The following is a 22,223-nucleotide window of genomic DNA, read 5'->3' as shown; positions in this document are numbered from 1 at the left end:
TTATTTTTGAATCAATGATGTTCCTGTCATCTCTTTTGGTTTTTCAAGACCAAGTAAGTCTAAAAGCGTTGGAGATAGATCGGCTAAAATGCCGCCTTCTCTAAGTGTCGCACCTTTTTTCGTCACGATTACTGGAACAGGGTTTGTCGTATGTGCAGTATGTGGCTTTCCTTCTTCGGTAATTAGCACGTCTGCGTTACCGTGGTCTGCCGTGATGATGGCATGTCCGCCTTTAGCTAGGATTGCGTCGACTACAGCTCCTAAGCACTCATCTACTGCTTCAATGGCTTTAATTGTTGGCTCGAGCATTCCTGAATGTCCAACCATATCCGGGTTAGCAAAGTTCAGAATGATCGCATCATGCTTGTCGGCATTGATGTCTTCAACAAGTGCATCCTTTACCTCATAAGCGCTCATTTCCGGCTTTAGGTCATAGGTTGCCACATTTGGTGATTTGATCAAGATGCGGTCTTCACCAGGAAATTCTTCTTCACGTCCACCACTCATAAAGAACGTGACATGAGGATATTTCTCTGTTTCAGCAATTCGCAGCTGTTTCAATCCATTTTGAGAAATTACTTCTCCTACTGTGTTATCCAAATTCACTGGTTTGAAGGCCACATAGCCATCAACCGTTTCACTGAAGTGTGTGAAGCAGACGAAGTGTAAATGCTTCGGATGTGCTTCTCCGCGGTCAAATGAGCGGAAATCTTCATTTGTGAATGTGTTCGAAATTTGGATTGCACGGTCTGGACGGAAGTTATAGAAAATCACAGAGTCGCCGTCGTTTACTTTTGCAACAGGTTCACCATTTTCTCTTGTTATGACAGATGGAATAACGAATTCATCGTAGATTCCATTTTCATATGAGTCATCAACGACATCATAAATGTTTTGATAACTTGGGCCTTCACCATACGCCATCGCGCGATAAGCTTTTTCCACACGATCCCAGCGTTTGTCACGGTCCATTGAGTAGTAGCGTCCAGAAAGTGTTGCAATTTCACCGACACCAATTTCTTTGATTTGTTCTTCAAGCTGTTTTAAGTACACTTTGGCTGTCTTCTGACCAACATCACGTCCGTCCAAGAAGCCATGAATGTATACTTTTGTTAAGCCTTCTTTTTTCGCTAGTTTCAGCAGTGCAAATAGATGCTGGATGTGACTGTGCACTCCGCCATCTGACAATAGACCAAATAAGTGAAGGGCCTTGTCATTCTCTTTTGCATATGTCATTGCCTCTAGGAACGTTTCATTTTTCTCAAATTCCCCATCACGAATGGCAACATTCACTCTTGTTAAGCTTTGATACACAATGCGTCCTGCACCGATGTTCAAATGCCCAACTTCAGAGTTCCCCATTTGACCTTGCGGGAGACCTACTGCCTCACCTGAAGCCGTTAAGGTTTGATGCGGGAATTCGTTCCAGTAGCGGTCAAAGTTCGGTTTCTTCGCTTGTGCAACAGCGTTTCCGACTGTTTCGCCTCTTAAACCGAACCCGTCTAAGATGATTAATGCAGCTGGTTTCTTACTCATATTGACCTTCCTCCAATAATTGAACGAAAGACTGAGGTTCTAGGCTTGCGCCACCTACCAAAGCACCGTCAATATCGGATTCTGCCATATATTCTTTAATATTCGCCGGCTTCACGCTTCCGCCATATTGAATGCGAAGGCTGTCTGCCGCTTCTTGACCAAATTCACTTGCAACGGTTTGGCGGATGTGTGCACAAACATCGTTTGCATCTTTCGCTGTAGAAGATTTCCCTGTACCGATGGCCCAAATTGGCTCATACGCAATCACAGATTCAGCCACTTGCTGCTTCGTTAAACCAGCTAGTGCTTTCTTCACTTGATCAGCGACAAGTTCATTTGTTTTGCCGGCTTCACGCTCTTCAAGCGTTTCACCTACACAGATAATTGGCACGATGCCATGCTTGAATGCTGCATGTGCTTTTTTGTTCACTGTTTCATCTGTTTCAGCGAAGAATTCGCGGCGCTCTGAATGTCCAATCACTGAGTAGCCGATGCCAAGGTCTTTTAGAGCAGCAGGGCTGATTTCACCAGTGAATGCACCGTTTTCTTTAAAGTGCATATTTTGCGCACCAATTTTCAGGTCTGTTCCGTTTGAAAGGCTGTTTAGCTTTTCTAGGAAAAGTGCTGGCGCACAGACAATGGATTCCACTTTGTCAGGAGATGGAATAGATGATTTCACTTCTTCAACGAAGCTAACCGCTTCGCCAAGTGTTTTGTTCATTTTCCAGTTCCCAGCTATAATTGGTTTTCTCATGATTGACACTTCCTTATAGCAGTTTTGTCTTATTTATCGTTTAATGCAGTAACACCTGGAAGTTCTTTGCCTTCCATGAACTCAAGTGAAGCGCCGCCGCCTGTCGAAATATGGCTCATCTGATCGGCAAGACCAAATTTCTCAACAGCTGCTGCTGAATCTCCACCGCCAATGACAGAATATGTATCTTTTGCTTCTGCCAGTGCTTCTGCAATTGCTTTTGTTCCTTCGGCGAATGCATCGATTTCAAATACACCCATTGGTCCGTTCCAGACAACAAGTTTGCTGTTTTTAATGACGTCAGCATACTTGTCTCTTGTCTCTGTCCCAATATCAAGTGCTTCTAGATCACTTGGAATTTCAGAGATTGGCACAATACTTGTATTCGCATCATTTGAAAAGTCGTCGGCTACTAGAACATCTGTTGGAATCAGGAAGTTCACGCCTTTTTCTTTTGCACGGTCCATAAAGGATTTCGCTAAATCTACTTTGTCTTCTTCTAATAGCGATTTCCCTACTTCGTGGCCGAGTGCTTTCACAAATGTATAAGCAAGTCCACCACCGATGATCAGGTTGTCCACTTTATCAAGAAGACTTTCAATAACACCGATTTTATCCTTTACTTTTGCGCCACCGATAATCGCTGTAAATGGGCGATCAGGGTTGGAAACTGCCTTTCCTAAAACCTCAAGCTCTTTTTGCATGAGGAAGCCCGAAACAGCCGGAAGATATGCTGCAATACCAGCTGTCGATGCATGTGCACGGTGTGCAGCACCAAATGCATCATTGACATACACATCCGCTAAATCAGCAAACGCTTTTGATAATTCAGGATCGTTCTTTTCTTCACCAGGATAGAAACGAACGTTTTCAAGCACTAGCACGTCTCCTTCTTTTAAGTCAGAGGTTTGCTTTTTCACGTTTTCGCCGTAAGCTTCATCCGCTTTTTTCACTTCTTGTCCAAGAAGCTCTTGCAGACGCTTAGCCACAGGAGTCAAACGTAGTTCTTCAGTAACTTGACCCTTCGGACGACCCAAATGACTAGCTAGCAGTACCTTTGCGCCTTGTCCTGTTAAATACTCAATCGTTGGTAATGCTGCGCGAATACGAGTATCATCCGTCACTTTTCCGTCTTTCATTGGAACGTTAAAATCTACGCGGCAGAACACAACTTTACCTTTTACGTCAATGTCTTTTACTGATTTTTTATTCATGCTCGTCAGGAGATCCTCCTTTATTCTGGTTTCCTTACGCATTGGACAAGTCTCTCTTTATCCTTTTCCCATTTTGCCCTCATCAAAACGAGAAATCGTGCAGAACGGATAAAAGCAGAGAAAAAGGGAAAGGGATGCTTCCCCTTCCCTTGTCCGTCTTCATTATATCGTGTCTCTAGGAAAGAACCAAGTGAGTTCCTTCAGCGTGAGAAATTAAAGACCTTGTTTTGCAATGTAAGCTGCAAGGTCAACTACGCGGTGAGAATATCCACTCTCGTTATCGTACCAAGAGATGACTTTCACCATGCTGCCTTCCATGACCATTGTAGAAAGAGCATCAATTGTAGAAGAGTTTGCATTACCATTGTAGTCACCAGATACTAATGGCTCTTCGCTGTAGCCAAGGATTCCGTTAAGTTCTCCTTCAGCCGCTTCTTTAAGTGCTGCATTTACGTCTTCAACTGTTACATCTTGGTTTAATTCAGCAACAAGATCAACTAAAGAAACGTTAGGTGTTGGAACACGCATTGCGCCACCGTTCAATTTACCTTTTAGTTCAGGCAATACAAGTGAAACGGCTTTCGCAGCACCTGTAGAAGTTGGGATGATGTTTTCCGCAGCTGCACGAGCACGACGATAGTCTTTGTGCGGAAGATCAAGAATTTGCTGGTCATTTGTGTATGAGTGAACAGTTGTCATCATACCGCGTTTGATACCAAATTTATCGTTAAGTACTTTTGCAAATGGAGCTAAGCAGTTAGTCGTACAAGATGCATTAGAGATAACATCGTGGCTAGCTGCATCATATTTGTCTTCGTTTACACCCATAACGATTGTGATATCTTCTTCGTTAGCAGGAGCAGAGATGATGACTTTTTTAGCGCCAGCTTCTAAGTGTTTTGCAGCGTCTGCACGTTTAGTGAAGAACCCAGTAGATTCAACAACGATTTCTACGCCTTGTTTACCCCAGCTTAATTTTGCAGGGTCACGCTCAGCTGATACTTCGATTGTTTTACCGTTCACTACTAAGTTTGTACCGTCTACAGAAACCTTTGCATCTAGTTTTCCGTGAACAGAGTCATATTGTAAAAGGTGTGCAAGCATGTTAGCGTCTGTTAGATCGTTAACCGCTACTACCTCAACTTCAGGATTGTTTAATGCTGCACGAAATACGTTACGTCCAATACGTCCAAATCCGTTAATACCGACTTTTACTGCCATGATGTTTCCTCCTTTTATAGGTAACAGAATGTTTTATATTGAGGGATCAATTGACTCCCTTAATAACTCTTTTGCGGCTCCTTCGTCTGTGACAAGAACCGTTCGGCGGGGTTTTTTGAAATAAGCTTCAATGGCCCCTGCCTTTGATGATCCACCTGCAACAGCAATGATATGTGGAATGTTTTCTAGATCATCTAGCTGCATGCCGACGGAGTGAACTTTGTGTACGACCTCACCATCACGATTAAAGTAATAGCCAAAGGCCTCGGTCACTGCGTCATGCTCATCAATCTTTTTTAAATCATCAGCTGGTGTGTTTCGTCTCATCGCCATTGTTTTTGCTTCACCGATTCCATGAATGAGCATCGTAGATGATTTAATCGTTTGAAGCACTTCTTTGACTGATGGCTCTTCGATAATTGAAGAGTAAGCACCTTCTGATAGCTGTCCTGGAACAAACAGCAGCTTGTAAGTACCGGAAGCTTTTTCAGCCATGTGGGCACAAATGGTGTTTGCCTGATTTTTCACATTTTCCCCAAGACCGCCTCTCGCAGGGACAAACATCATGTCGCGATTTTTGGTATCAGGGGTCATCATTTCGGCAACGGCTTCCATCGTCGTTCCGCCAGTGACGGCGACGATATTATTTCCAGTAAACCTTTTTTTCATACATTGGACAGCAGCTCTTCCCATTTCTTGCTTCACCCACGGGGATTCATCACTGTTACCAGAAACGATGATCACTTCTTCTAGGCCTAACTTCCTCATTAATGTATTTTCCAAATAGGTTAAACCTAAAACGTCCTTCATCATTCCTTCTAGCATGTCTAGCAAAGCATGACCTTCACTTGTCAGCATCATACCGCTCGTTTTGACATCCAGCAGGTTTTGTTCTTTTAAGAACTGAACTTCAGCCCTTAAGATGCGCTCACTGAGTCCAAGACTCGTCGCAAGACTTCTGCGGCCAATTGGTTCAGCTAACCTGATGTACTGCAAAATGTCGTAGCGTTTTTGCATCACTATGAGAAGATCTGGCAATAATTTTTTTTGAGCTTCCAATAAACGATTCATGGCTAACGACCCTTTCTTTTCACGTTGGACTCAAAACGTCCCACTGTGACAAAAAACGTCCCGCCACAGCCAAAAAAAATCAATCCCTGCTTTCTTTAATTATTTTAACAGGATCATCTTGCATTTTCAACTCTTACAAACACATTTAGACAAAAAATAGACACATTTTCACCGATAACCTGCTTGTCATCAAGGTTCTTACAATGAAAATATTTATTTTTCTCCTATATATAATGAATTTGTCATTGAAAAGGTGCAGGCTGATGCATCAGCCTGCTTATGTTTTAGATATCGACCCTTCCTCTTCGGCCAACCGTTTCGCATCTTCCTTCGGTTTGATTTTGAGATAATAAATGATGTAGCAGGCGGCCATGAACGGAATACCGCAATAAAGACCAATTCGCTGATCCTCAATAAAGAATAAACTGATGAGGACGATGCCAAATGCGATAAAGCCTGCCAATGGCACAAATGGATATAGTGGTGTACGGAAGACGAGATCCTTTACATCTCCGCCCTCTTTTGTGAAGTGTCTTCTAAAGAAATACTGAGATAAACAAATCGACATCCAGACAACCACAAGGACCATACCAGAAATCGATATAAGCCAAACATAGACCGTTTTTGGTGCCACAACACTTGTGAGCAGAGATAGAGCCGATACCCCCATTGTTACCAATAGTGCGTTGATCGGAATTTTACGCTTGGACAACCTTTTCGTAAAGGCAGGGCCTTTTCCATCTTTAGAAAGCGCCCAAAGCATACGTGATGATGCGTATAATCCAGAGTTCGCTACAGATAAGACGGCTGTGATGATAATAAAATTCATGATGTCTGCGGCGTATGGTATGCCGACCTTGTCCAGCACAACAACAAACGGGCTATCAATAGAACCTGCTGTCTGCCAAGGAAGAAGTGCGGCAAGAACCGCAATGGATAAGACGAAAAAGACCATCGTTCTCCAAATAATATTCCGTATGGATCGAGGCAATGTTTTTTCAGGGCTTTCACTCTCTCCTGCTGCGATCCCTACAAGCTCTGTTCCTTGAAAGGAGAAATTGACCGTGACCATGGTTAATAAAATAGCAAAAACACCATTAGGAAAAAGTCCGCCATGATCCGTCAAATGACGAAATAGAGGGGCTGGTTCTCCATCTTTTAGATGAATCATTCCGAAAATTGCGCCAAATCCAATGATAATGAACAATAAGATGGCAGCGACCTTGATGGCCGAAAACCAAAACTCCGTTTCAGCGAAGCTGCGTGCTGAGATGGCATTAATGGCAAATAAAATCACACTAAATGCAAGGCACCAAAGCCAAACAGGGATATCTGGGAACCACCTTTGGAGTAAAATACCTGCCGACGTAAACTCAAGTCCAATCGTACACGCCCAACTAAACCAATAAAGCCAGCCGATCATAAAGCCTGTGGACGGACCAATATATTTCGTCGCATACTCTTGAAAGGAACCGGCTGTTGGCATTGCCACTGCTAATTCACCGAGACACAGCATCACCAAATACATTAATAGTCCGCCAATGATAAACGAAAGAATGGCTCCCCCGGGCCCTGCCTGGTGGATAATGAGTCCTGACCCAAGGAAAAGACCTGTACCAATGACGCCGCCTAAGGCAATCATAAAGAGATGTCTGCTTTTCATGGAACGCTCTAGTTCATTATGCTGATCTTGCTTCAAATCCGCTTCCCCACTTTCACTCTTCTATTCATCATCCTTTGACAAAATTCGCCGCTCGTTGAAAGAGAAAGGGAGAATTTGAAGGCTTCTCCCTTTTACATTTATGCTTGAAATAATGCTTCAATATGACCGATCGCCCAGTCTAAATCTTCTTTTGAAATGGTAAGCGGCGGTGCAAATCGGATGACTGTCTCATGGGTTTCTTTACATAACAGTCCTGCTTGTTTGAGCTTCTCACAATAGGGTCTAGCTGCCTCTGTCAGCTCCATACCAATAAATAACCCGCGTCCGCGTACTTCCTGAATGACAGGGCTTTGAATGCGTGACAGTTTGTCTTTTAAGTATTCGCCAAGCTCCATGGAACGCTCTGCAAGCTTCTCGTCGATTAAGACATCCAGTGCAGCAAGCGACACCGCACATGCAAGAGGATTTCCACCAAAGGTAGACCCATGAGACCCGGGGTTAAATACGCCTAAAATATCGCGGTTTGCCACCACACATGAGATTGGGAATACGCCGCCTCCTAATGCTTTGCCGAGGATCAGCATGTCAGGCTCAATTTCCTCCCAGTCGCAGGCAAACATCTTGCCTGTCCGCGCTAATCCCACTTGAATTTCATCTGCAATGAATAATACATTTTCCTTTTCACATAGCGCCTTCGCTTCTTTCAAGAAGCCATCTGGCGGCATGACAATGCCCGCTTCCCCTTGAATCGGCTCAATGAGAAAAGCCGCTGTTTGTGGCGTAATGGCTTCACGTAACGCCTCAATATCTCCGTAAGAAATCAGCTTGATCCCCGGAAGCATCGGCCCGAAACCTCTTTGATATTCTGCTTCAGAAGAAAGAGACACAGCCGTCATCGTTCGGCCATGAAAATTTCCGACACAAGCTATGATTTCCGCACGATTCTCTTCGATTCCTTTGACGTCATATCCCCAGCGTCTCGCTGCTTTTACAGCCGTCTCCACAGCCTCCGCTCCTGTATTCATCGGCAGTGCCATGTCTTTATTTGTTAGTTTGCAAATTTTCTCATACCAAGGACCAAGCTGATCATTATGAAAGGCTCTCGAGGTGAGCGTCACGCGGTCTGCCTGTTTTTTGAGCGCATCAATAATGCGGGGATGGCGATGTCCTTGGTTCACTGCGGAATAAGCACTCAGCATATCCATGTATCGATTGCCTTCAGGGTCAGTCACCCAAACTCCCTCAGCCTCTGAAATGACAATTGGCAGCGGATGGTAGTTTGCCGCACCGTATTGCTCTGTTTGTTGAATCAATTCATTTGTCTGTGTCATTGTATGATCCTCCTTCTATAAGCTTGCTTCTTTTCACTCGGTTCATCTTCACTCATATGTTATGCAAGGATCGTGCCAACTTTCTGATCGCTTCATCATTAGGTTTGATCAGATTTCTCACGCAAAATATTTTTGCATATGCCGAATTTTTTAGAGGAAACCGCAAAATTTTTCATGTAAAATGGAGTTAAGGTCTGGAGGTGGCGCAAGTGAAAAAAGATCATCATGCCGCAAAGCTGGAAAATGAGATTGATCTGTATAAACAAATGCTCGATTTAATTGATGTCGGGGTTCACGCCATTGACGAGAATGGCAATACTGTTGTTTATAATAAAAAAATGATGGAAATTGAATCTTTGAAACGCTCTGATGTCCTCCATAAAAATGTACTCGACTTCTTCGCCTTTCAAGACGAGATGCACAGTACACTTGTCCAAGCGCTGCGTATCGGAAAACAAACCGTTCATGCAAAACAGACGTATCATAATTACAACGGAAAAGAAATCACAACGATTAACCATACATATCCGCTCGTTCGAGACGGTCTCATTCAAGGAGCGGTTGAAATTTCGAATGATGTGACCAAGCTGGAACGGCTGATTCACCACAATATGAAGAAAAAAGGTAACACACGCTTTACATTTGATTCAATCATTGGAAAAAGCCCTGTATTTTCAGAAGTGATTGAGCATGCGAAGCGAGCTACACGCACCTCTTCCTATGTGCTCATAGTTGGTGAAACAGGGACAGGAAAAGAACTCTTTGCTCAAAGCATTCATAACGGCAGCAGCCGTTCATCTGGACCATTTATTACCCAGAATTGTGCGGCACTGCCTGATAACCTCATTGAAAGCCTGCTTTTCGGTACGCAAAAAGGTGCTTTTACAGGTGCAACGGATCAGCCCGGTTTATTCGAACAGGCACAGGGAGGGACACTGCTTTTAGATGAGATCAATTCCTTAAATCCTGCTCTTCAAGCGAAACTACTGCGCGTATTGCAGGAGAAAAGTGTGAGAAGGTTAGGCAGCACAAAAGAAATCGCCGTTGATGTAAGAGTCATTGCTAATATGAATGAGGACCCTGTAGATGCGATCGCAGGTGGACGCATGCGAAAAGATTTATTTTATCGATTAGGCATCGTCACCTTATTTATCCCGCCACTTTCTGAGCGAAAAGAAGACATTCCTACGTTTGTCAGTCATTTTATTCAAAAATATAATGAGCTGTTTCAAATGAATGTGAAGGCGGCTGACGAAGAGGTGCTTGCCCTTTTTCAAGCCTATGATTGGCCAGGCAATGTAAGAGAGCTGGAGCATGTGATTGAGGCGGGGATGAATATGATGATGGATGAAGCTTACTTAAGCTTGCATCACCTTCCCTATCATTTCCGGTTCAAGCATGGGGAAGGTCGTCCTGCTGCACAATTGCAGGCGAATCCATTGCAAAAAACAGCGGCAGCTGACACATTTGTCTACACAAGTCCAGAACATACGACTGATTTTCAAACCCAAATGGAGCAATTTGAAAAACAATACATCGTCCATTACTTAGAAAAAATGGACGACAATATTTCACAGACTGCAAAGATTTTGGGCATGAGCAGGCAAAGTCTGCAATATCGAATGAAAAAGCTACATATTTCTCGTCAATAATAGAGCTGTGCCCTCATTCGGCACAGCTTACTCTGTATCTGACTGTCCTACCGTTTTTTGCAGTACATCACTCAGCAGTCTTTCTACATTTTTCAAATGTGTGAGCATCGCTCTCTCCGCTTCCTCTGGCTGCTTGGCAACGACAGCTTGATAAATTTGTTCATGTTCGTTGTAAAGCTGCCGAATCGAGGCTTTCCTTGAAAACAACACCACTTTTCTCGTTTCACGCATCGTTTCTACTAACAATGCTGAGACCTGATTCATTAATGCCTTTAGTAAATCATTCTGCGAGGCTTTGGCTAAGGCTAGATGGAATGTGAGGTCTGCCTCTTCACCAATTTCTTCATGCGCTTCTGCCAGCTTCATTTGTTCGAGAGCATCACGCAGGTGATGGAGGTCATCGTCTGTTCGAAGCAGCGCCGCCTTTTTGACAACACCCGTTTCAATGATTGACCTTACTTCAAGGAGCTGCACTACATCATGCTGCTTCATCAAAAATGCGGGAGATAAACTAAATGTGAGTTGATCAGGATCGAACTGCTTCACATAGGTGCCTTCCCCTTGCTTCATTTCTATTAATCCGATCGCTTTCAGAGCGGATAGCGCCTCTCTCACAGCAGAACGGCTGACTTGAAAGTTTTCAGAGAGCGCTTGAACCGAATCTAATTTCTCCCCAGGAAGAAGCTCACCTGTACGAATGGATTCAACTAATGCATCCGCAATTTCTTCATATATTTTTTTTGGTTTGATTTGTTTATATTTCAATTGGTCTCACCTCATCACTGTTGTCAATCCTTATCGGCTCATGCCCTATATATACTTTACCCCAAAATTTCCGATCACACGTCTCCCCTCCTCAATTTTCAAGAAATCTTCGGGCTGCCTTCCTCTCAGCAAAAAAGGAGCACATGCCATTTTTCTAGCATGTGCTCCTTTTTAATCATAGCGTTTCCGCAGCGTGGATGACGGAAGATTCATTTGTTCACGATATTTGGCAATGGTTCTGCGCGAGACGCGGATGCCGAAGGTTTGCTGAAGCTGAGTCATGATTTGCTGATCCGAATACGGTTTTTTCTTATTTTCCGTCTGGATCAGCTCTGCGATGTGCGTCTTGACTGTGTAGCTGGACGCCTCTTCTAGCGAATGTCCTTCTAGTTTTGCTTGGAAAAATTGCTTCATTTCCATTAAACCATAAGGGGTTTGCACCATTTTCCCTTTTACAGTCCGGCTGACTGTCGACTCATGTACTTGCAATATATCTGCTATCCGCTTCATCGTAAGCGGTTTCATTTTATGTTTGCCTGTAAGGAAAAAATCAGTCTGATGTAAGATAATCTCACGAACGACATGGGTCATCGTTTGTTTTCTCTGCTTCAACGCTTGAACAAGCCAATTGTACTGCTGCTCTTTTTCCTTTAAATACGCATATGCTTCATGCCGCTTTTGGTCTTGAATCATAGCGAAATATCCTTCATTCATCTCTACGTCAGGAAAAGCACGCTGATTCAGCTCAAATGTGATGTGATCCTGCATCACAGTGATATACACATCGGGCTCTATATACACATGCTGTTCTTCGGATGAGAAATGAAGGCCAGGTCTTGGTTCAAGCAGTGAGACCTCATCTTGTATCGCTTGAAGTGTTTTCATTGAAATGCCTGTTTTCGCCGCAATCTCTTTCCAAGCCTTCCTTGCAAAAAGAAAAAAATGCTCTTCGATGATCAATTCAGCTTCATACCAGCGCTCCCTTTTTCTTCTGAGCTGAAGCAGGATGCACTCTTGCAATGATCTTGCGCCAATACCGGCAGGCTCTAATGATTGAAGCTGATGAAGAACGGCTTCTACTTCTTCCGCTGAAACGTCTAAAACAGCGGCCATTGCATCAACCGGTTCATTTAAATAGCCATTTGAATCAATGGACTCAATCATAAAGTGAAAGATTCTTTGATGCTTTTCATTTAAGGTGAAATCGATTGCCTGTCTTTTCAAAACCATTTGCAGGCTTTCTTTTTGATGCGTACGATACGGCTCTGTCATTCGATCTTGTGATCTTTTATGATAAACTGGTTGATAGCTGTCCGTGTCTTTCCGCTCAATCAGAGGGTTCTCAAGCGCTAACTGGTCAAGATACTCGCCCAGCTCTGCGCAATTCAATTGCAGCAGTGTAATGGCCTGCCTGAGTTCTTGTGTGAGCACCTGCTTTAATACCTGTTCTTGTTGCAGTTTAAGGCTCATTGTCTCCCCTCCCTCTCATCATTTTACATGAAGATTGACGGACCGTATATACGAAATAGGAGTGATTTCCATGTCTGAACTTTTTTCCGTTCCATACTTTGTCGACAACTTGAAACAGCATATCGCCATGAATCAAAATGAAGACAAGGTTCATGCAATGAATGCATACTATCGCTCAGTGGTTTCTACACTTGTTCAGGACCAGCTCACCAAAAATGCTGTCGTATTGAAGCGAATTCAGCATCTTGATGAAGCCTATCAAAAGGTGAAAAAAGAAAACAAATGAATGCACGAAAAGGAGCACCCTTTGTCACGATTGCAAAGGGTGTTTGTCATGTATGAACAATTTCTGATCCAGCTTTGATTTGTACATCATCAAAAAGCCAGACCGTCCTATCGTATAGATGATAAAGGCAAACCATAGTCCATGATTGTGCCAAATCGGCGTGACCGCTGCTTGGACAACCACAAACAAAATCATCGCAAAAAGCATCGAATTTCTGACAGGGGCAATTTCTGTCGCACCTGTAAATACACCATAAATCACCAGTCCAAAACAAGCAGCAAATGGATAAAGAACAAGCCAATCTGCATAACGCAATGTGACGTCAAGCAGCTGAGGGAGATTCGTAAACAAGCTCAAAATCGGCTCTTTTAATAGAAAATAACTCGCCGCAATAACACATGCCATGACAAGTGCCCACTGCCTCGATAGGGTCAATGTTTTTTCATAAAGAGTCCGGTCATTTGCACCAACTGATCTGCCAACAAGAATGCTGGACGCATTGGCAAAACCATCGAACAAATAAGCCATGATGTAGTGTATTTGAAATAAGATCGCGTTAGCCGCAAGCAGCTCTGTTCCAAAAGAAGCACCTTTTGCAGTGAACATGTTAATGACCACAAGCAGACAGATCGTCCGAATAAACAAATCTTTATTGACATGAAACATTTTCTGCACTGCCTGAGTGTCCATGATCTTCTTAACAGAAGGCATCCTGAACCCGTTTGACGAATGCTTCATGATGATCCATGCCCCTAGCACAAAAGCGGTTAATTCAGAAATCAATGTCGCAGCCGCAACCCCTTTCACTGCAAAGGAAAACACATGAACAAGCAGAAATGCGAGAGCCATATTCATGACATTGATCAAAATTTGTAAAGAAAGGGCTTCTTTCATTTTTGCCATCCCCATCAGCCAGCCCAGTATCACATAATTCATCAAGGTAAAAGGAGCACCCCAAATGCGAATATGAAAATAGTCTGCGGCAAATTGACGGACATCAGCAGCGGGAGAGATCACTAGAAAAGCGGATTGAATAATGGGCCATTGGAGAGCAATAAAACAAAGCCCGACCATGATGGCGATCAAAAAAGGCCTTAGAAAAGCAAGAACGCCCTGCTCCTCGTTCTGTGCTCCATTGGCCTGGGCGGCAAAGGCTGATGTACTCACCCGCAAAAAACCAAATAGCCAATATAATGTACTGAAAATGAGACTGCCGACTGCGACGCCTCCAATATAAGCGGGATTGGCGAGCTGACCGACAACTGCTGTATCGACAGCTCCGAGCAATGGAGTGGTCATCGTTGAAATTGTTAAAGGAATGGCCAAAGCTAAATACGCTCGATGATTCACGATGCCACCTGCCTTTCATGAAAAATAGCCTCTCCTAAAAGAGGCGTTGATCGTTGACAAAGGGCTAAAATGATCTTTATTTTAGCCCTTTGTCTTCTTTTCAGCGTGATTGAAAACCTTTGAAGTCTAGGAAGGACGAGCACCGGAGCGGAGCGAATTTGACATTCGTGAGCACCGGAGCGCAGGACTGACATCGAATGCGAGGGTTTGTCTACACGCTGAACCTCTCCTAAAAGAGGCGTTGATTGAATGAATCAAATGGAACGAACCGGTCTGCCAATCGTTCGTGACAAAGGATGGTCTGCGAGCATCGCATCTCTCATTTTCACGACAGCTTCCTTTTCTGATAAAAAGAAATCATCCTTTGATTGAAATTGGGCGACAAGCTCTCCTTGATCAAGGATCGCCAATTGATCACTCAATTGATAGGCTGCTGTCATATCATGTGTAATAAATAAGTAAGCCAGCCCTAACTCTTTCTTTAATTCTACTAATAAATCTAAAATGACAGCCTGTGTGACCATATCTAAGCTGCTGACGGATTCATCGAGCACAATAAGCTTCGGCTGTAGCAATAATGCTCTTGCGATGTTGATCCTTTGCAGCTGGCCGCCACTGAATTGATGCGGATACTTAGACAAATCCTTTTCACTGAGCCCTACTCTTTCCAGCCAGTGGATCAGCACTTTATTGCGTTCATTACGGGTCATTGTTTCATAGTTTTCAAGCGGCTCAGATAAAATTTGTTCGACTGTCCACCTTGGATTCACTGCCGAATATGAATCTTGAAACACCGCTTGCACATGCCTGCGAAAGTGTTTACGTGTTCGTTGATCTGCACGATATACATCCTGACCTTCAAAAAGAACCTGACCGGCACTCGGCTTCTCTAGTCCAAGTATGATGTTGCCAAGTGTACTTTTCCCTGCGCCGCTTTGCCCTAATAACCCAAGACAAGTACCTTCTTCAATGGTCAAATGGACGCTTTTCAGGACAGGAGCTGCTCCTTTTTTTCTCATAAGAAACGATCGGCTAGTGTATGCATGACTGACTGCTTTCACTTCTAATAAATGCAAGGGCCTTCTCACCTCAAATCGGGCATACAGCTGGAATGGATGGACGAGCTGCTAATAGTTTCTTTGTATAATCATGCTTTGGATTTTCAAAAAGCGCAAGAACCTCTGCCTTTTCAACCATTTCTCCTTGTCTCATGACCACAACCTGATCTGCCATTTCTGCAATGACACCAAGATCATGGGTAATCAGCAAAATGGCCGTTCCATAGTCATGACGAATTTGGTTCAGATGCTGGAGCACCAGCTTCTGATTGTGTACATCTAAAGCGGTTGTTGGTTCATCTGCGATGATGAGAGGCGGATGCATACAGGCAGCCATGGCAATCATGACACGCTGCAGCATGCCGCCGCTTAATTCAAAGGGATACTTGTTTAACAGTTGGTCTGGTTGAGGCAGATTCATTTGCTTTAAGGCATCGATCGCCTGCGCCCGCGCCTGCCTTTTACTGACAGATGTATGCCGGCGAATGGTTTCTATCAGCTGATGACCGATCGTCCATACCGGCGTAAAACTGTTCATTGGATTTTGCATAATATACGAGATCTCTTTGCCCCGAATGGATCGCATATTCTTTTCACTCACACCGATCAATTCTCGCCCCTGTAATGTGATACTGCCAGTGACTTCAGTTGTTTTCCGGTCGAGCATATTTAAGATCGACATACTTGTCACCGTTTTCCCGCAGCCGCTTTCGCCAATTAATCCAACGATTTGACCGCGCCCTACTTCAAACGCTACTTCCTGAATGAGAGGGGTTGTCCCTTGAGACGTTTTCGTATGCACATGCAGGTTCTCTATTTGTAAAATGGACTCTTCCAAATTGCTCATTCCTTTAAACACGACGTTTGATGCCATATTTTTCTGAAAGGGCTTCTCCTAGTAAATTAAATAGAACCACCACAGCCATGATCACAAGACCTGGGTAAAGCATCAACTGAGGATTTGTTTGAATGTACGACTTCCCTTCATGGATCATCGCTCCCCATTCAGGCATAGGAGGCTGAACCCCCAAGCCGAGAAAAGACATCGCAGAAATGTCCATAATCGCCCAGCCCATTTCGAGTGTGCCAATCACTGCTAAAGGCGGCAGAACATTTGGAATCATATGCTTTCTCATGATGTTCCAGTGTGAAGTTCCACTGATCTTCGCAGCTGCAATAAAATTCTGTTCTTTTAAACTGAGCACCATCCCTCGGAAGACGCGGGCGTAATACACCCATTGCACAAGCATCAAGGCAAGCACTACTTGAGATAGCCCCGGGCCAAAAATACCCACTAGCCCAAGGATCAGCACCAAGTTCGGGAAAGCCATGACCCCGTCGCAGATTCTCATTAAGACGTGATCAATCCAGCCCCCTTTATAACCAGCAAACAAGCCAACGATTAATCCAATCAATAAAGAAGAGAGAAAGATTAATAACGCACAGCCTAGTGAAATGCGCGCACCATATAGAATACGAGATAAATTGCATCTTCCTAATTGATCCGTTCCAAGAGGATACTCCCACGAAGAGCCCTTTAGCTTCATGGCAAGATTGACAGCCGCCGGATCATGTGGAGCAATCCATGGTGCACATACTGTCACAATCAGCAGGAGACCGAGCAGCAAAACGCAGATCGAGATCATCTTTTGATGATAGAAGAAATGTTGTACTTTTGTCATCATTGCTGGCGGCCTTCCTTTCTAGAAATACGAGGGTCAATGATCAGCTGAAGCAAGTCAACAATCAAACTGCTCAAGATAAAGATACATGCTGCCATCAACACATAGAATTGAATGACCGGCAAATCCCGGTTAAAGATCGCTTCAATAAAAAAACGCCCAAACCCAGGCCATGAAAAAACCGCCTCTACAATAATGGTTCCTGTCAGCAATTTGCCAAGGTTCACACCAAGTCCTGTCAGCATCGGCGAAATCGCGATTCTAAATACATGCTTGAACATGATCGACTGTTCCTTTAATCCTCTGATTCTCGCATATTGAACGAAAGGCTCTTGAAGCGCCTCACTCACACTTGACCGTAGTAATCTCGTATACATCGCAATTAAAGGCACTGCCAGTGTGATTGATGGCAGGACGAGATGCTCCCATGTCCCGACACCTTCAACCGGTAAGAGATCGAGTTTCACGGAAAAAAAGAAGATGAGCAAATACCCCAAGACAAATGTCGGGATAGATGCTCCTAAGAAAGAAATGAGCCGGCTCACATGATCAACGACGCCATTTTTTCTCATGCCGCTGAAAAAGCCTAGCGGAATGCTGACACAAATCGCGAGCAGCAGACTGGTGAACGCCAATTGAATGGTCGCCGGTATCCTATAGATGACCTCATCAAGCACAGGCTGATTCGACATATACGATCGGCCAAAATCAAGGTGAATGACTTTTTCAATGGTATGAAGATACTGCATATAAAACGGTTCATCTAAGCCGAATTCACTTCGTTTTTGCGCTAATATTTCATCATTGGGCTGGATATGAGCCGCTGCTAAATATGCCTCAGCCGGATCAACTGGCGAAAGGTGAATCATACCAGTTGTGAAAAGTGTGGCTAATAGAAATACAGGGATGATTGAGAGCATTCGTTTGATGATATAGCGGCCCATTTCCTTACCTTCCTTCTGTTACTTGAGTTTGATGCCTGTGAAAGGATGTTCATCTCGATTCGCAGGGAACTCAAAGTCCTTCACATCTTTTTGATAAACGGCTGTCTTTTTAAAATAAGAGATTGGCACAATCGCCCCTTGATCCTGCAAAGAAGATAAGACTGACGAATAAAGTGCTTTGCGTTTGTTTTCATTTGTTGTTGATGGAATTTCATTCATTTCTTTGATCAGCTTTTCCTTATTTGGATATGCTGAGATGGCTTCTTTGAAGCCAAAACCATCTGATGAGACGACGTTCATAAATGTATGCGGATCATACGGCGCTCCGTAGTTGCTAAAGAAGTTCATATCAAATTTATTGGCTTTAAATCGTTGAACCTGTGTCGCAAGCTCTACGCCTTCAAGTTTGACGCCAACGCCAATGGCTTTCCACTCTGCCTGCAGCGTCTCGGCCATCGCTTTTTGAATCGATTCTGCTGAATCATACATCATACTAAATTCAAGCGCTTTTCCATCTTTTTCACGAACGGATTTCCCTTTTGGAAGTGTCCAGCCCGCTTCGTCTAGCAATGCTTTAGCTTTGTCCACATCATATTGGAAAGACTTCACCTTAATATTGGACGTATAGGGCATGTTGGTCGGCAAAATGTGATCTGCTTCATCTTCTAAGCCAGAGGTTACACCTTCTACCATTGATTTCTTATTGAAGGCATACTGAAGGGCGTGACGCACTTTCTCATCTGAAAGCTGATCCACTTTTGTATTCATCACAAGCTGTCTCGTTGCAACAGGCTCTGACATGTTCGTTTCATACTTGCCGCTTGCCTCTAGTTGTTTGTAAGCATCAAGGCTAATGGTTCCTTCTCCATAAAGTAAATCCACATCGCCTTTTTCAAATGCCATCACTCTCGTTTCAGCATCTGGGATGACCTTCACCTTGATTTCCTTGACCTTTGGTTTCTCTCCCCAATAATGATCATTTCGTTCGAAAATCGCATAGTCATCTTTTTTATACGTTTTTAATACCCAAGGGCCTGTGCCTACTGGTTTTTCAATTCCTTTTGACGTATCTCCGTTTTTAGGAAAACCTGCTTCGCCTAAGAAACGAACCGGACGGACGACTGCTAATTCTTGAACAGTTGGATAATAAGGCGCTGTTAATGTGAGTTTAAACGTATTTTTGTCCACAGCTTCTGTTTTTTTGATTTTCTTAATGACACCTAACCAGCTATGTAAATCTTTGTTTTTTAAAATCGTATCAAAGTTCTTTTTGACAATGCCCGCGTTAAAATCAGAGCCATCTGAGAATGTCACTCCGTCTCTTAAATGGAATGTATACACCTTGCCATCCTTTGAAACATCCCATGACTTCGCTAATTCAGGTTTCATTTTTCCATTCTTTTGATAGCTGACCAATGGCTCATAAATCATCGATTGTGCAAACAATTGTGATGGATTGTAGATGTGCGGATTCATTTCGCCAATATCTCTTGGCCAAGCCATTGTGATCATGTCAGGATGATCCTTCTTTCCACCCGTTCCATTGTTTGCTTGAGAGCAGCCTACTAATAAAAAGATGAGTAGGAAAGTAAATACGATATTTATTTTAATTTTCGGAATATTTTTCCAAATAGACATATGTTGCTCCTCCTAATTGATGCTGATAATCATTTTCATTTTAAGGAGGAAGTACACCGTTGTCAATATCATATTTGAAACGAAATGACAATATATTTTCCTTTATATTCCATAAGTTGAGGAATTTGATAAAAAGAGAGGCAGGCTGCTTATGAACGAGCAGCCTGTGAAGAGGTGAATGTTTTTTCTCGCAGGACGTCATGTAGTGTGTCAATGATACGATCCTGTTCTGTATCTGTCATGCTTGTTCCAGATGGGAGACAAAGACCCGTCTCAAATAATAACTCAGATTCAGGTGTCCCTTTAGCAGCTGTATAAAATGGATAATCGCGAAAGAGCGGCTGCTGGTGAAGCGGCTTCCATACACGCCGTGCTTCGATCTGTTCTTTTTCTAACGCAGCCATGATGTCTACTGGCGAAATCTGCGCATTATGATCAATGGTCAATGTCGTTAGCCAGCGGTTGGACTTGGTTCCTTGATATTCTGGCATAAAATGAAGACCTTCTACTTCGGATAAAGCGTCCTGATAACGCTGGAAAATGCGGCGCTTTTGTTCAACTCGCTCGTCCAATACATCCATTTGGGCAATCCCTACACCTGCTAGCAGATTGCTCATGCGATAGTTGTATCCCATCTCTTGATGCTCGTAGTGCATGGCACGTTCTCTTGCCTGTGAAGCGAGGAAGCGGCAGTGTTCGATCGCCTCTTCATCATCACTCACAAGCATTCCGCCTCCAGAAGTTGTAATGATTTTATTTCCATTAAACGAATAGACGCCAAACCTGCCTATTGAGCCGCTTTTTCTACCTTTATACAGAGCGCCTAACGATTCAGCCGCATCTTCAATGATCGGCACATCATACGCTTCACACAACGCCACGATGTCGTCCATTTTCGCGCTTTGTCCGTATAAATGAACGACAATGACCGCGCGGGGTTTTTGCCCAAGACGTTTTGCTTCGACAAAGGCTTTCTCTAAAGCAAGCGGGCACATATTCCATGTCTCCCTTTCAGAATCAATAAAAATGGGCGTCGCTTGTTCATATAAAATAGGATTTGCACTTGCAACAAATGTGAGGGTGGAGCAAAAAACAACGTCCCCCTTTTGAACGCCAATGAGCTTTAAGGCGAGGTGAATCGCTGCTGTCCCTGAAGATAAAGCCGCTCCTCTCTTCACCCCTGCATAGTCTGCGACCACTTGCTCAAATTCATTGACAAGAGGTCCTAGCGGCGCAATCCAATTGCTCTTAAAGGCTTCCTCTATTTTCATATACTCCTTTCCGCTCATATGAGGAGGAGATAAGTAGATTCGTTTTCTTTCTTTCATGATTTCCCACCTTCTCTCCGATCTTTGATCTCAATTGCAGGAACTCCTACAGCAACCTTCTGATCCTGTATATCTCTGGTCACGGCCGCTCCTGCACCAATGACTGTCCAGCTTCCAATAGATGTACCGGGTGTCACAACGGCACCTGCTCCAATATGGGCACCCTCACGCGCGGAAACACAGCCTGTAAGGACTGCTCCTGGTGAGAGGTGTACAAACGATTCGAGTAAGCAATCGTGCTCTACGATAGACCCTGTGTTGATAATCGCATGTTCACCGACGACTGCATCTGCTTGCACAACAGCCCTTGCCATCACCACAGTTCCCCTACCGATGACAGCTGTTGGACTAATCACCGCCTCTGGATGAATGAGTGTGGCAAACGCCATGTTTTCAAACGGCAAACGTTCCTTTACCATCTGTCTGATCTCATTTTGTCCAATGGCAATTAGCCATTTCGTATGAGGCATTTTCTCTCTCAACTGCTGACTCATGGAGATCGGTCCATACAGAATGCCGCTCTGAGTGACTGTCTCTTCAAATTGATCATCTAATACGGCACACAATGAGTAATCAGGATGCGCAAAAACCAAGTCCTGAATGACTTTGCTATGCCCGCCAGCCCCAATAACACCAATGGTTTGTTGATTACATATCGGTTCCTTTGAATTTTTCAGCTGTGGCATGATGCGGCTGCTGCACCCCCTCTGTTTTGATGACCTTCAGCAAGGTCATCCATAAAATTTTCATATCAAGCCAAAGCGATTGATGCTCGACATACCAGAGGTCATAAGTGAATTTCTCCTCCCAGGAAAGCGTGTTTCTTCCGTTCACCTGTGCCCACCCAGTGATGCCAGGCTTCACAAGATGACGCCTTGCTTGCTGCTCTGTATACATTGGTAAATACTCCATCAAAAGAGGTCTTGGCCCAACGAGACTGAGCTCTCCTTTTAGCACATTGACTAGCTGCGGCAATTCATCGAGACTGAGCTTGCGAATCAAAGCGCCGGTTTTTGTTAATCGAAGATGATCTGGTAGCAGCACGCCCTGTTCGTCGCGTTCATCGGTCATTGTCCGAAATTTATATAGCATAAAAGGCTGGCCATATAGACCGGGTCGTTCCTGTCGAAACACCACAGGCGCACCAATTTTCCATCTAATGAGTCCATAGACGAGAAGAAAAAGAAGGCTGCCTGCGATAAGCAGAATCAGTGCCACGATCACATCTATCATTCTTTTCATCATTGCATCTCCTTTTCA

20 protein-coding genes are annotated in these 22,223 nt (G+C 43.9%); 2 read left to right on the top strand and 18 right to left on the bottom strand.

The window, feature by feature from the left end; translation table 11 throughout:
- The 7 genes from gpmI to BA70_RS00390 all read right to left on the bottom strand — a co-directional run bounded on the left by gpmI (nucleotide 1) and on the right by BA70_RS00390 (nucleotide 8,790).
- Complete coding sequence (gene gpmI, locus BA70_RS00420; RefSeq protein WP_034316723.1) at nucleotides 1-1,536, bottom strand: 2,3-bisphosphoglycerate-independent phosphoglycerate mutase; 1,536 nt, start codon at nucleotides 1,534-1,536, stop codon at nucleotides 1-3.
- Complete coding sequence (gene tpiA / locus BA70_RS00415) at nucleotides 1,529-2,290, bottom strand: triose-phosphate isomerase (protein ID WP_034316720.1); 762 nt, start codon at nucleotides 2,288-2,290, stop codon at nucleotides 1,529-1,531. The genes gpmI and tpiA overlap by 8 nt, the downstream gene beginning before the upstream one ends.
- A 29-nt stretch (nucleotides 2,291-2,319) precedes the next feature.
- On the bottom strand, nucleotides 2,320-3,504 hold the full coding sequence (locus tag BA70_RS00410) for a phosphoglycerate kinase (protein ID WP_034316718.1): 1,185 nt from the start codon (nucleotides 3,502-3,504) through the stop codon (nucleotides 2,320-2,322).
- 213 nt (nucleotides 3,505-3,717) lie between these two features.
- Nucleotides 3,718-4,725, bottom strand: a complete 1,008-nt coding sequence (gene gap, locus BA70_RS00405; RefSeq protein ID WP_034316716.1) for a type I glyceraldehyde-3-phosphate dehydrogenase — start codon at nucleotides 4,723-4,725, stop codon at nucleotides 3,718-3,720.
- A gap of 33 nt (nucleotides 4,726-4,758) precedes the next feature.
- Complete coding sequence (locus BA70_RS00400; protein WP_034316713.1) at nucleotides 4,759-5,796, bottom strand: sugar-binding transcriptional regulator; 1,038 nt, start codon at nucleotides 5,794-5,796, stop codon at nucleotides 4,759-4,761.
- Nucleotides 5,797-6,073: 277 nt separating this feature from the next.
- Nucleotides 6,074-7,459, bottom strand: a complete 1,386-nt coding sequence (locus BA70_RS00395; protein ID WP_051691104.1) for an amino acid permease — start codon at nucleotides 7,457-7,459, stop codon at nucleotides 6,074-6,076.
- A gap of 137 nt (nucleotides 7,460-7,596) precedes the next feature.
- The gene (locus BA70_RS00390) at nucleotides 7,597-8,790 is read right to left on the bottom strand and encodes an ornithine--oxo-acid transaminase (RefSeq protein ID WP_034316706.1); all 1,194 of its coding nucleotides are present in this window, start codon (nucleotides 8,788-8,790) and stop codon (nucleotides 7,597-7,599) included.
- Nucleotides 8,791-8,999: 209 nt separating this feature from the next.
- Between BA70_RS00390 and BA70_RS00385 the strand changes: the two genes are divergently transcribed.
- Complete coding sequence (locus BA70_RS00385; protein WP_078061610.1) at nucleotides 9,000-10,442, top strand: sigma-54 interaction domain-containing protein; 1,443 nt, start codon at nucleotides 9,000-9,002, stop codon at nucleotides 10,440-10,442.
- Nucleotides 10,443-10,469: 27 nt separating this feature from the next.
- On the opposite strand, the gene BA70_RS00380 is transcribed toward BA70_RS00385, so the two are convergent.
- Together BA70_RS00380 and rpoN are read right to left on the bottom strand one after the other, a co-directional pair.
- Nucleotides 10,470-11,207 carry a FadR/GntR family transcriptional regulator gene (locus BA70_RS00380; RefSeq protein ID WP_034316703.1) on the bottom strand — a complete coding sequence of 246 codons (738 nt, stop codon included), beginning with the start codon at nucleotides 11,205-11,207 and terminating at the stop codon, nucleotides 10,470-10,472.
- A 171-nt stretch (nucleotides 11,208-11,378) separates the two neighbouring features.
- The gene (gene rpoN, locus BA70_RS00375) at nucleotides 11,379-12,677 is read right to left on the bottom strand and encodes an RNA polymerase factor sigma-54 (RefSeq protein WP_034316700.1); all 1,299 of its coding nucleotides are present in this window, start codon (nucleotides 12,675-12,677) and stop codon (nucleotides 11,379-11,381) included.
- 70 nt (nucleotides 12,678-12,747) lie between these two features.
- Here rpoN and yvfG point away from each other — a divergent pair, with 70 nt between their 5' ends.
- Nucleotides 12,748-12,963, top strand: a complete 216-nt coding sequence (yvfG, locus tag BA70_RS00370) for a protein YvfG (RefSeq protein WP_034316698.1) — start codon at nucleotides 12,748-12,750, stop codon at nucleotides 12,961-12,963.
- A gap of 24 nt (nucleotides 12,964-12,987) precedes the next feature.
- Here the strand turns inward: yvfG and BA70_RS00365 are convergent, their stop codons facing one another.
- The 9 genes from BA70_RS00365 to BA70_RS00325 form a co-directional block, all read right to left on the bottom strand.
- Nucleotides 12,988-14,313 carry an MATE family efflux transporter gene (locus tag BA70_RS00365; protein ID WP_034316695.1) on the bottom strand — a complete coding sequence of 442 codons (1,326 nt, stop codon included), beginning with the start codon at nucleotides 14,311-14,313 and terminating at the stop codon, nucleotides 12,988-12,990.
- A gap of 254 nt (nucleotides 14,314-14,567) precedes the next feature.
- Nucleotides 14,568-15,389, bottom strand: coding sequence for an ABC transporter ATP-binding protein (locus BA70_RS00360; protein ID WP_034316692.1), 822 nt, complete (start codon nucleotides 15,387-15,389; stop codon nucleotides 14,568-14,570).
- A gap of 13 nt (nucleotides 15,390-15,402) precedes the next feature.
- On the bottom strand, nucleotides 15,403-16,218 hold the full coding sequence (locus BA70_RS00355) for an ABC transporter ATP-binding protein (protein ID WP_193352336.1): 816 nt from the start codon (nucleotides 16,216-16,218) through the stop codon (nucleotides 15,403-15,405).
- A gap of 4 nt (nucleotides 16,219-16,222) precedes the next feature.
- Nucleotides 16,223-17,056, bottom strand: a complete 834-nt coding sequence (nikC, locus tag BA70_RS00350) for a nickel ABC transporter permease subunit NikC (protein WP_034316689.1) — start codon at nucleotides 17,054-17,056, stop codon at nucleotides 16,223-16,225.
- The gene (gene nikB, locus BA70_RS00345) at nucleotides 17,053-17,997 is read right to left on the bottom strand and encodes a nickel ABC transporter permease subunit NikB (RefSeq protein WP_034316686.1); all 945 of its coding nucleotides are present in this window, start codon (nucleotides 17,995-17,997) and stop codon (nucleotides 17,053-17,055) included. Before nikB ends, nikC begins: the two co-directional genes overlap by 4 nt.
- Before the next feature lie 18 nt (nucleotides 17,998-18,015).
- Complete coding sequence (gene nikA, locus BA70_RS00340) at nucleotides 18,016-19,635, bottom strand: nickel ABC transporter substrate-binding protein (protein WP_034316683.1); 1,620 nt, start codon at nucleotides 19,633-19,635, stop codon at nucleotides 18,016-18,018.
- A 149-nt stretch (nucleotides 19,636-19,784) separates the two neighbouring features.
- Nucleotides 19,785-20,963, bottom strand: coding sequence for a DegT/DnrJ/EryC1/StrS family aminotransferase (locus tag BA70_RS00335; protein WP_034316680.1), 1,179 nt, complete (start codon nucleotides 20,961-20,963; stop codon nucleotides 19,785-19,787).
- Nucleotides 20,960-21,649, bottom strand: a complete 690-nt coding sequence (locus BA70_RS00330; RefSeq protein WP_051691098.1) for an acetyltransferase — start codon at nucleotides 21,647-21,649, stop codon at nucleotides 20,960-20,962. Before BA70_RS00330 ends, BA70_RS00335 begins: the two co-directional genes overlap by 4 nt.
- Entirely contained in the window at nucleotides 21,612-22,205 is a 594-nt protein-coding gene (locus tag BA70_RS00325) for a sugar transferase (protein WP_078061608.1), read from the bottom strand. The genes BA70_RS00330 and BA70_RS00325 overlap by 38 nt, the downstream gene beginning before the upstream one ends.
- Between the last annotated feature and the right edge of the window lie 18 nt (nucleotides 22,206-22,223).

Origin of the sequence: Bacillus zhangzhouensis (assembly GCF_000715205.1) — a bacterium.
Classification (GTDB): Bacteria; Bacillota; Bacilli; order Bacillales; family Bacillaceae; genus Bacillus; species Bacillus zhangzhouensis.
This window is presented reverse-complemented; position numbering and strand designations above follow the sequence as displayed.

Bases quoted from the DNA above. Each gene is read 5' to 3' on its own strand.
- gpmI (WP_034316723.1), bottom strand. From the start codon at position 1,536: ATGAGTAAGAAACCAGCTGCATTAATCATCTTAGACGGGTTCGGTTTA.
- tpiA (WP_034316720.1), bottom strand. From the start codon at position 2,290: ATGAGAAAACCAATTATAGCTGGGAACTGGAAAATGAACAAAACACTT.
- BA70_RS00410 (WP_034316718.1), bottom strand. From the start codon at position 3,504: ATGAATAAAAAATCAGTAAAAGACATTGACGTAAAAGGTAAAGTTGTG.
- gap (WP_034316716.1), bottom strand. From the start codon at position 4,725: ATGGCAGTAAAAGTCGGTATTAACGGATTTGGACGTATTGGACGTAAC.
- BA70_RS00400 (WP_034316713.1), bottom strand. From the start codon at position 5,796: ATGAATCGTTTATTGGAAGCTCAAAAAAAATTATTGCCAGATCTTCTC.
- BA70_RS00395 (WP_051691104.1), bottom strand. From the start codon at position 7,459: ATGAAAAGCAGACATCTCTTTATGATTGCCTTAGGCGGCGTCATTGGT.
- BA70_RS00390 (WP_034316706.1), bottom strand. From the start codon at position 8,790: ATGACACAGACAAATGAATTGATTCAACAAACAGAGCAATACGGTGCG.
- rpoN (WP_034316700.1), bottom strand. From the start codon at position 12,677: ATGAGCCTTAAACTGCAACAAGAACAGGTATTAAAGCAGGTGCTCACA.
- yvfG (WP_034316698.1), top strand. From the start codon at position 12,748: ATGTCTGAACTTTTTTCCGTTCCATACTTTGTCGACAACTTGAAACAG.
- BA70_RS00355 (WP_193352336.1), bottom strand. From the start codon at position 16,218: ATGAGCAATTTGGAAGAGTCCATTTTACAAATAGAGAACCTGCATGTG.
- nikC (WP_034316689.1), bottom strand. From the start codon at position 17,056: ATGATGACAAAAGTACAACATTTCTTCTATCATCAAAAGATGATCTCG.
- nikB (WP_034316686.1), bottom strand. From the start codon at position 17,997: ATGGGCCGCTATATCATCAAACGAATGCTCTCAATCATCCCTGTATTT.
- nikA (WP_034316683.1), bottom strand. From the start codon at position 19,635: ATGTCTATTTGGAAAAATATTCCGAAAATTAAAATAAATATCGTATTT.
- BA70_RS00335 (WP_034316680.1), bottom strand. From the start codon at position 20,963: ATGAAAGAAAGAAAACGAATCTACTTATCTCCTCCTCATATGAGCGGA.
- BA70_RS00330 (WP_051691098.1), bottom strand. From the start codon at position 21,649: ATGCCACAGCTGAAAAATTCAAAGGAACCGATATGTAATCAACAAACC.
- BA70_RS00325 (WP_078061608.1), bottom strand. From the start codon at position 22,205: ATGAAAAGAATGATAGATGTGATCGTGGCACTGATTCTGCTTATCGCA.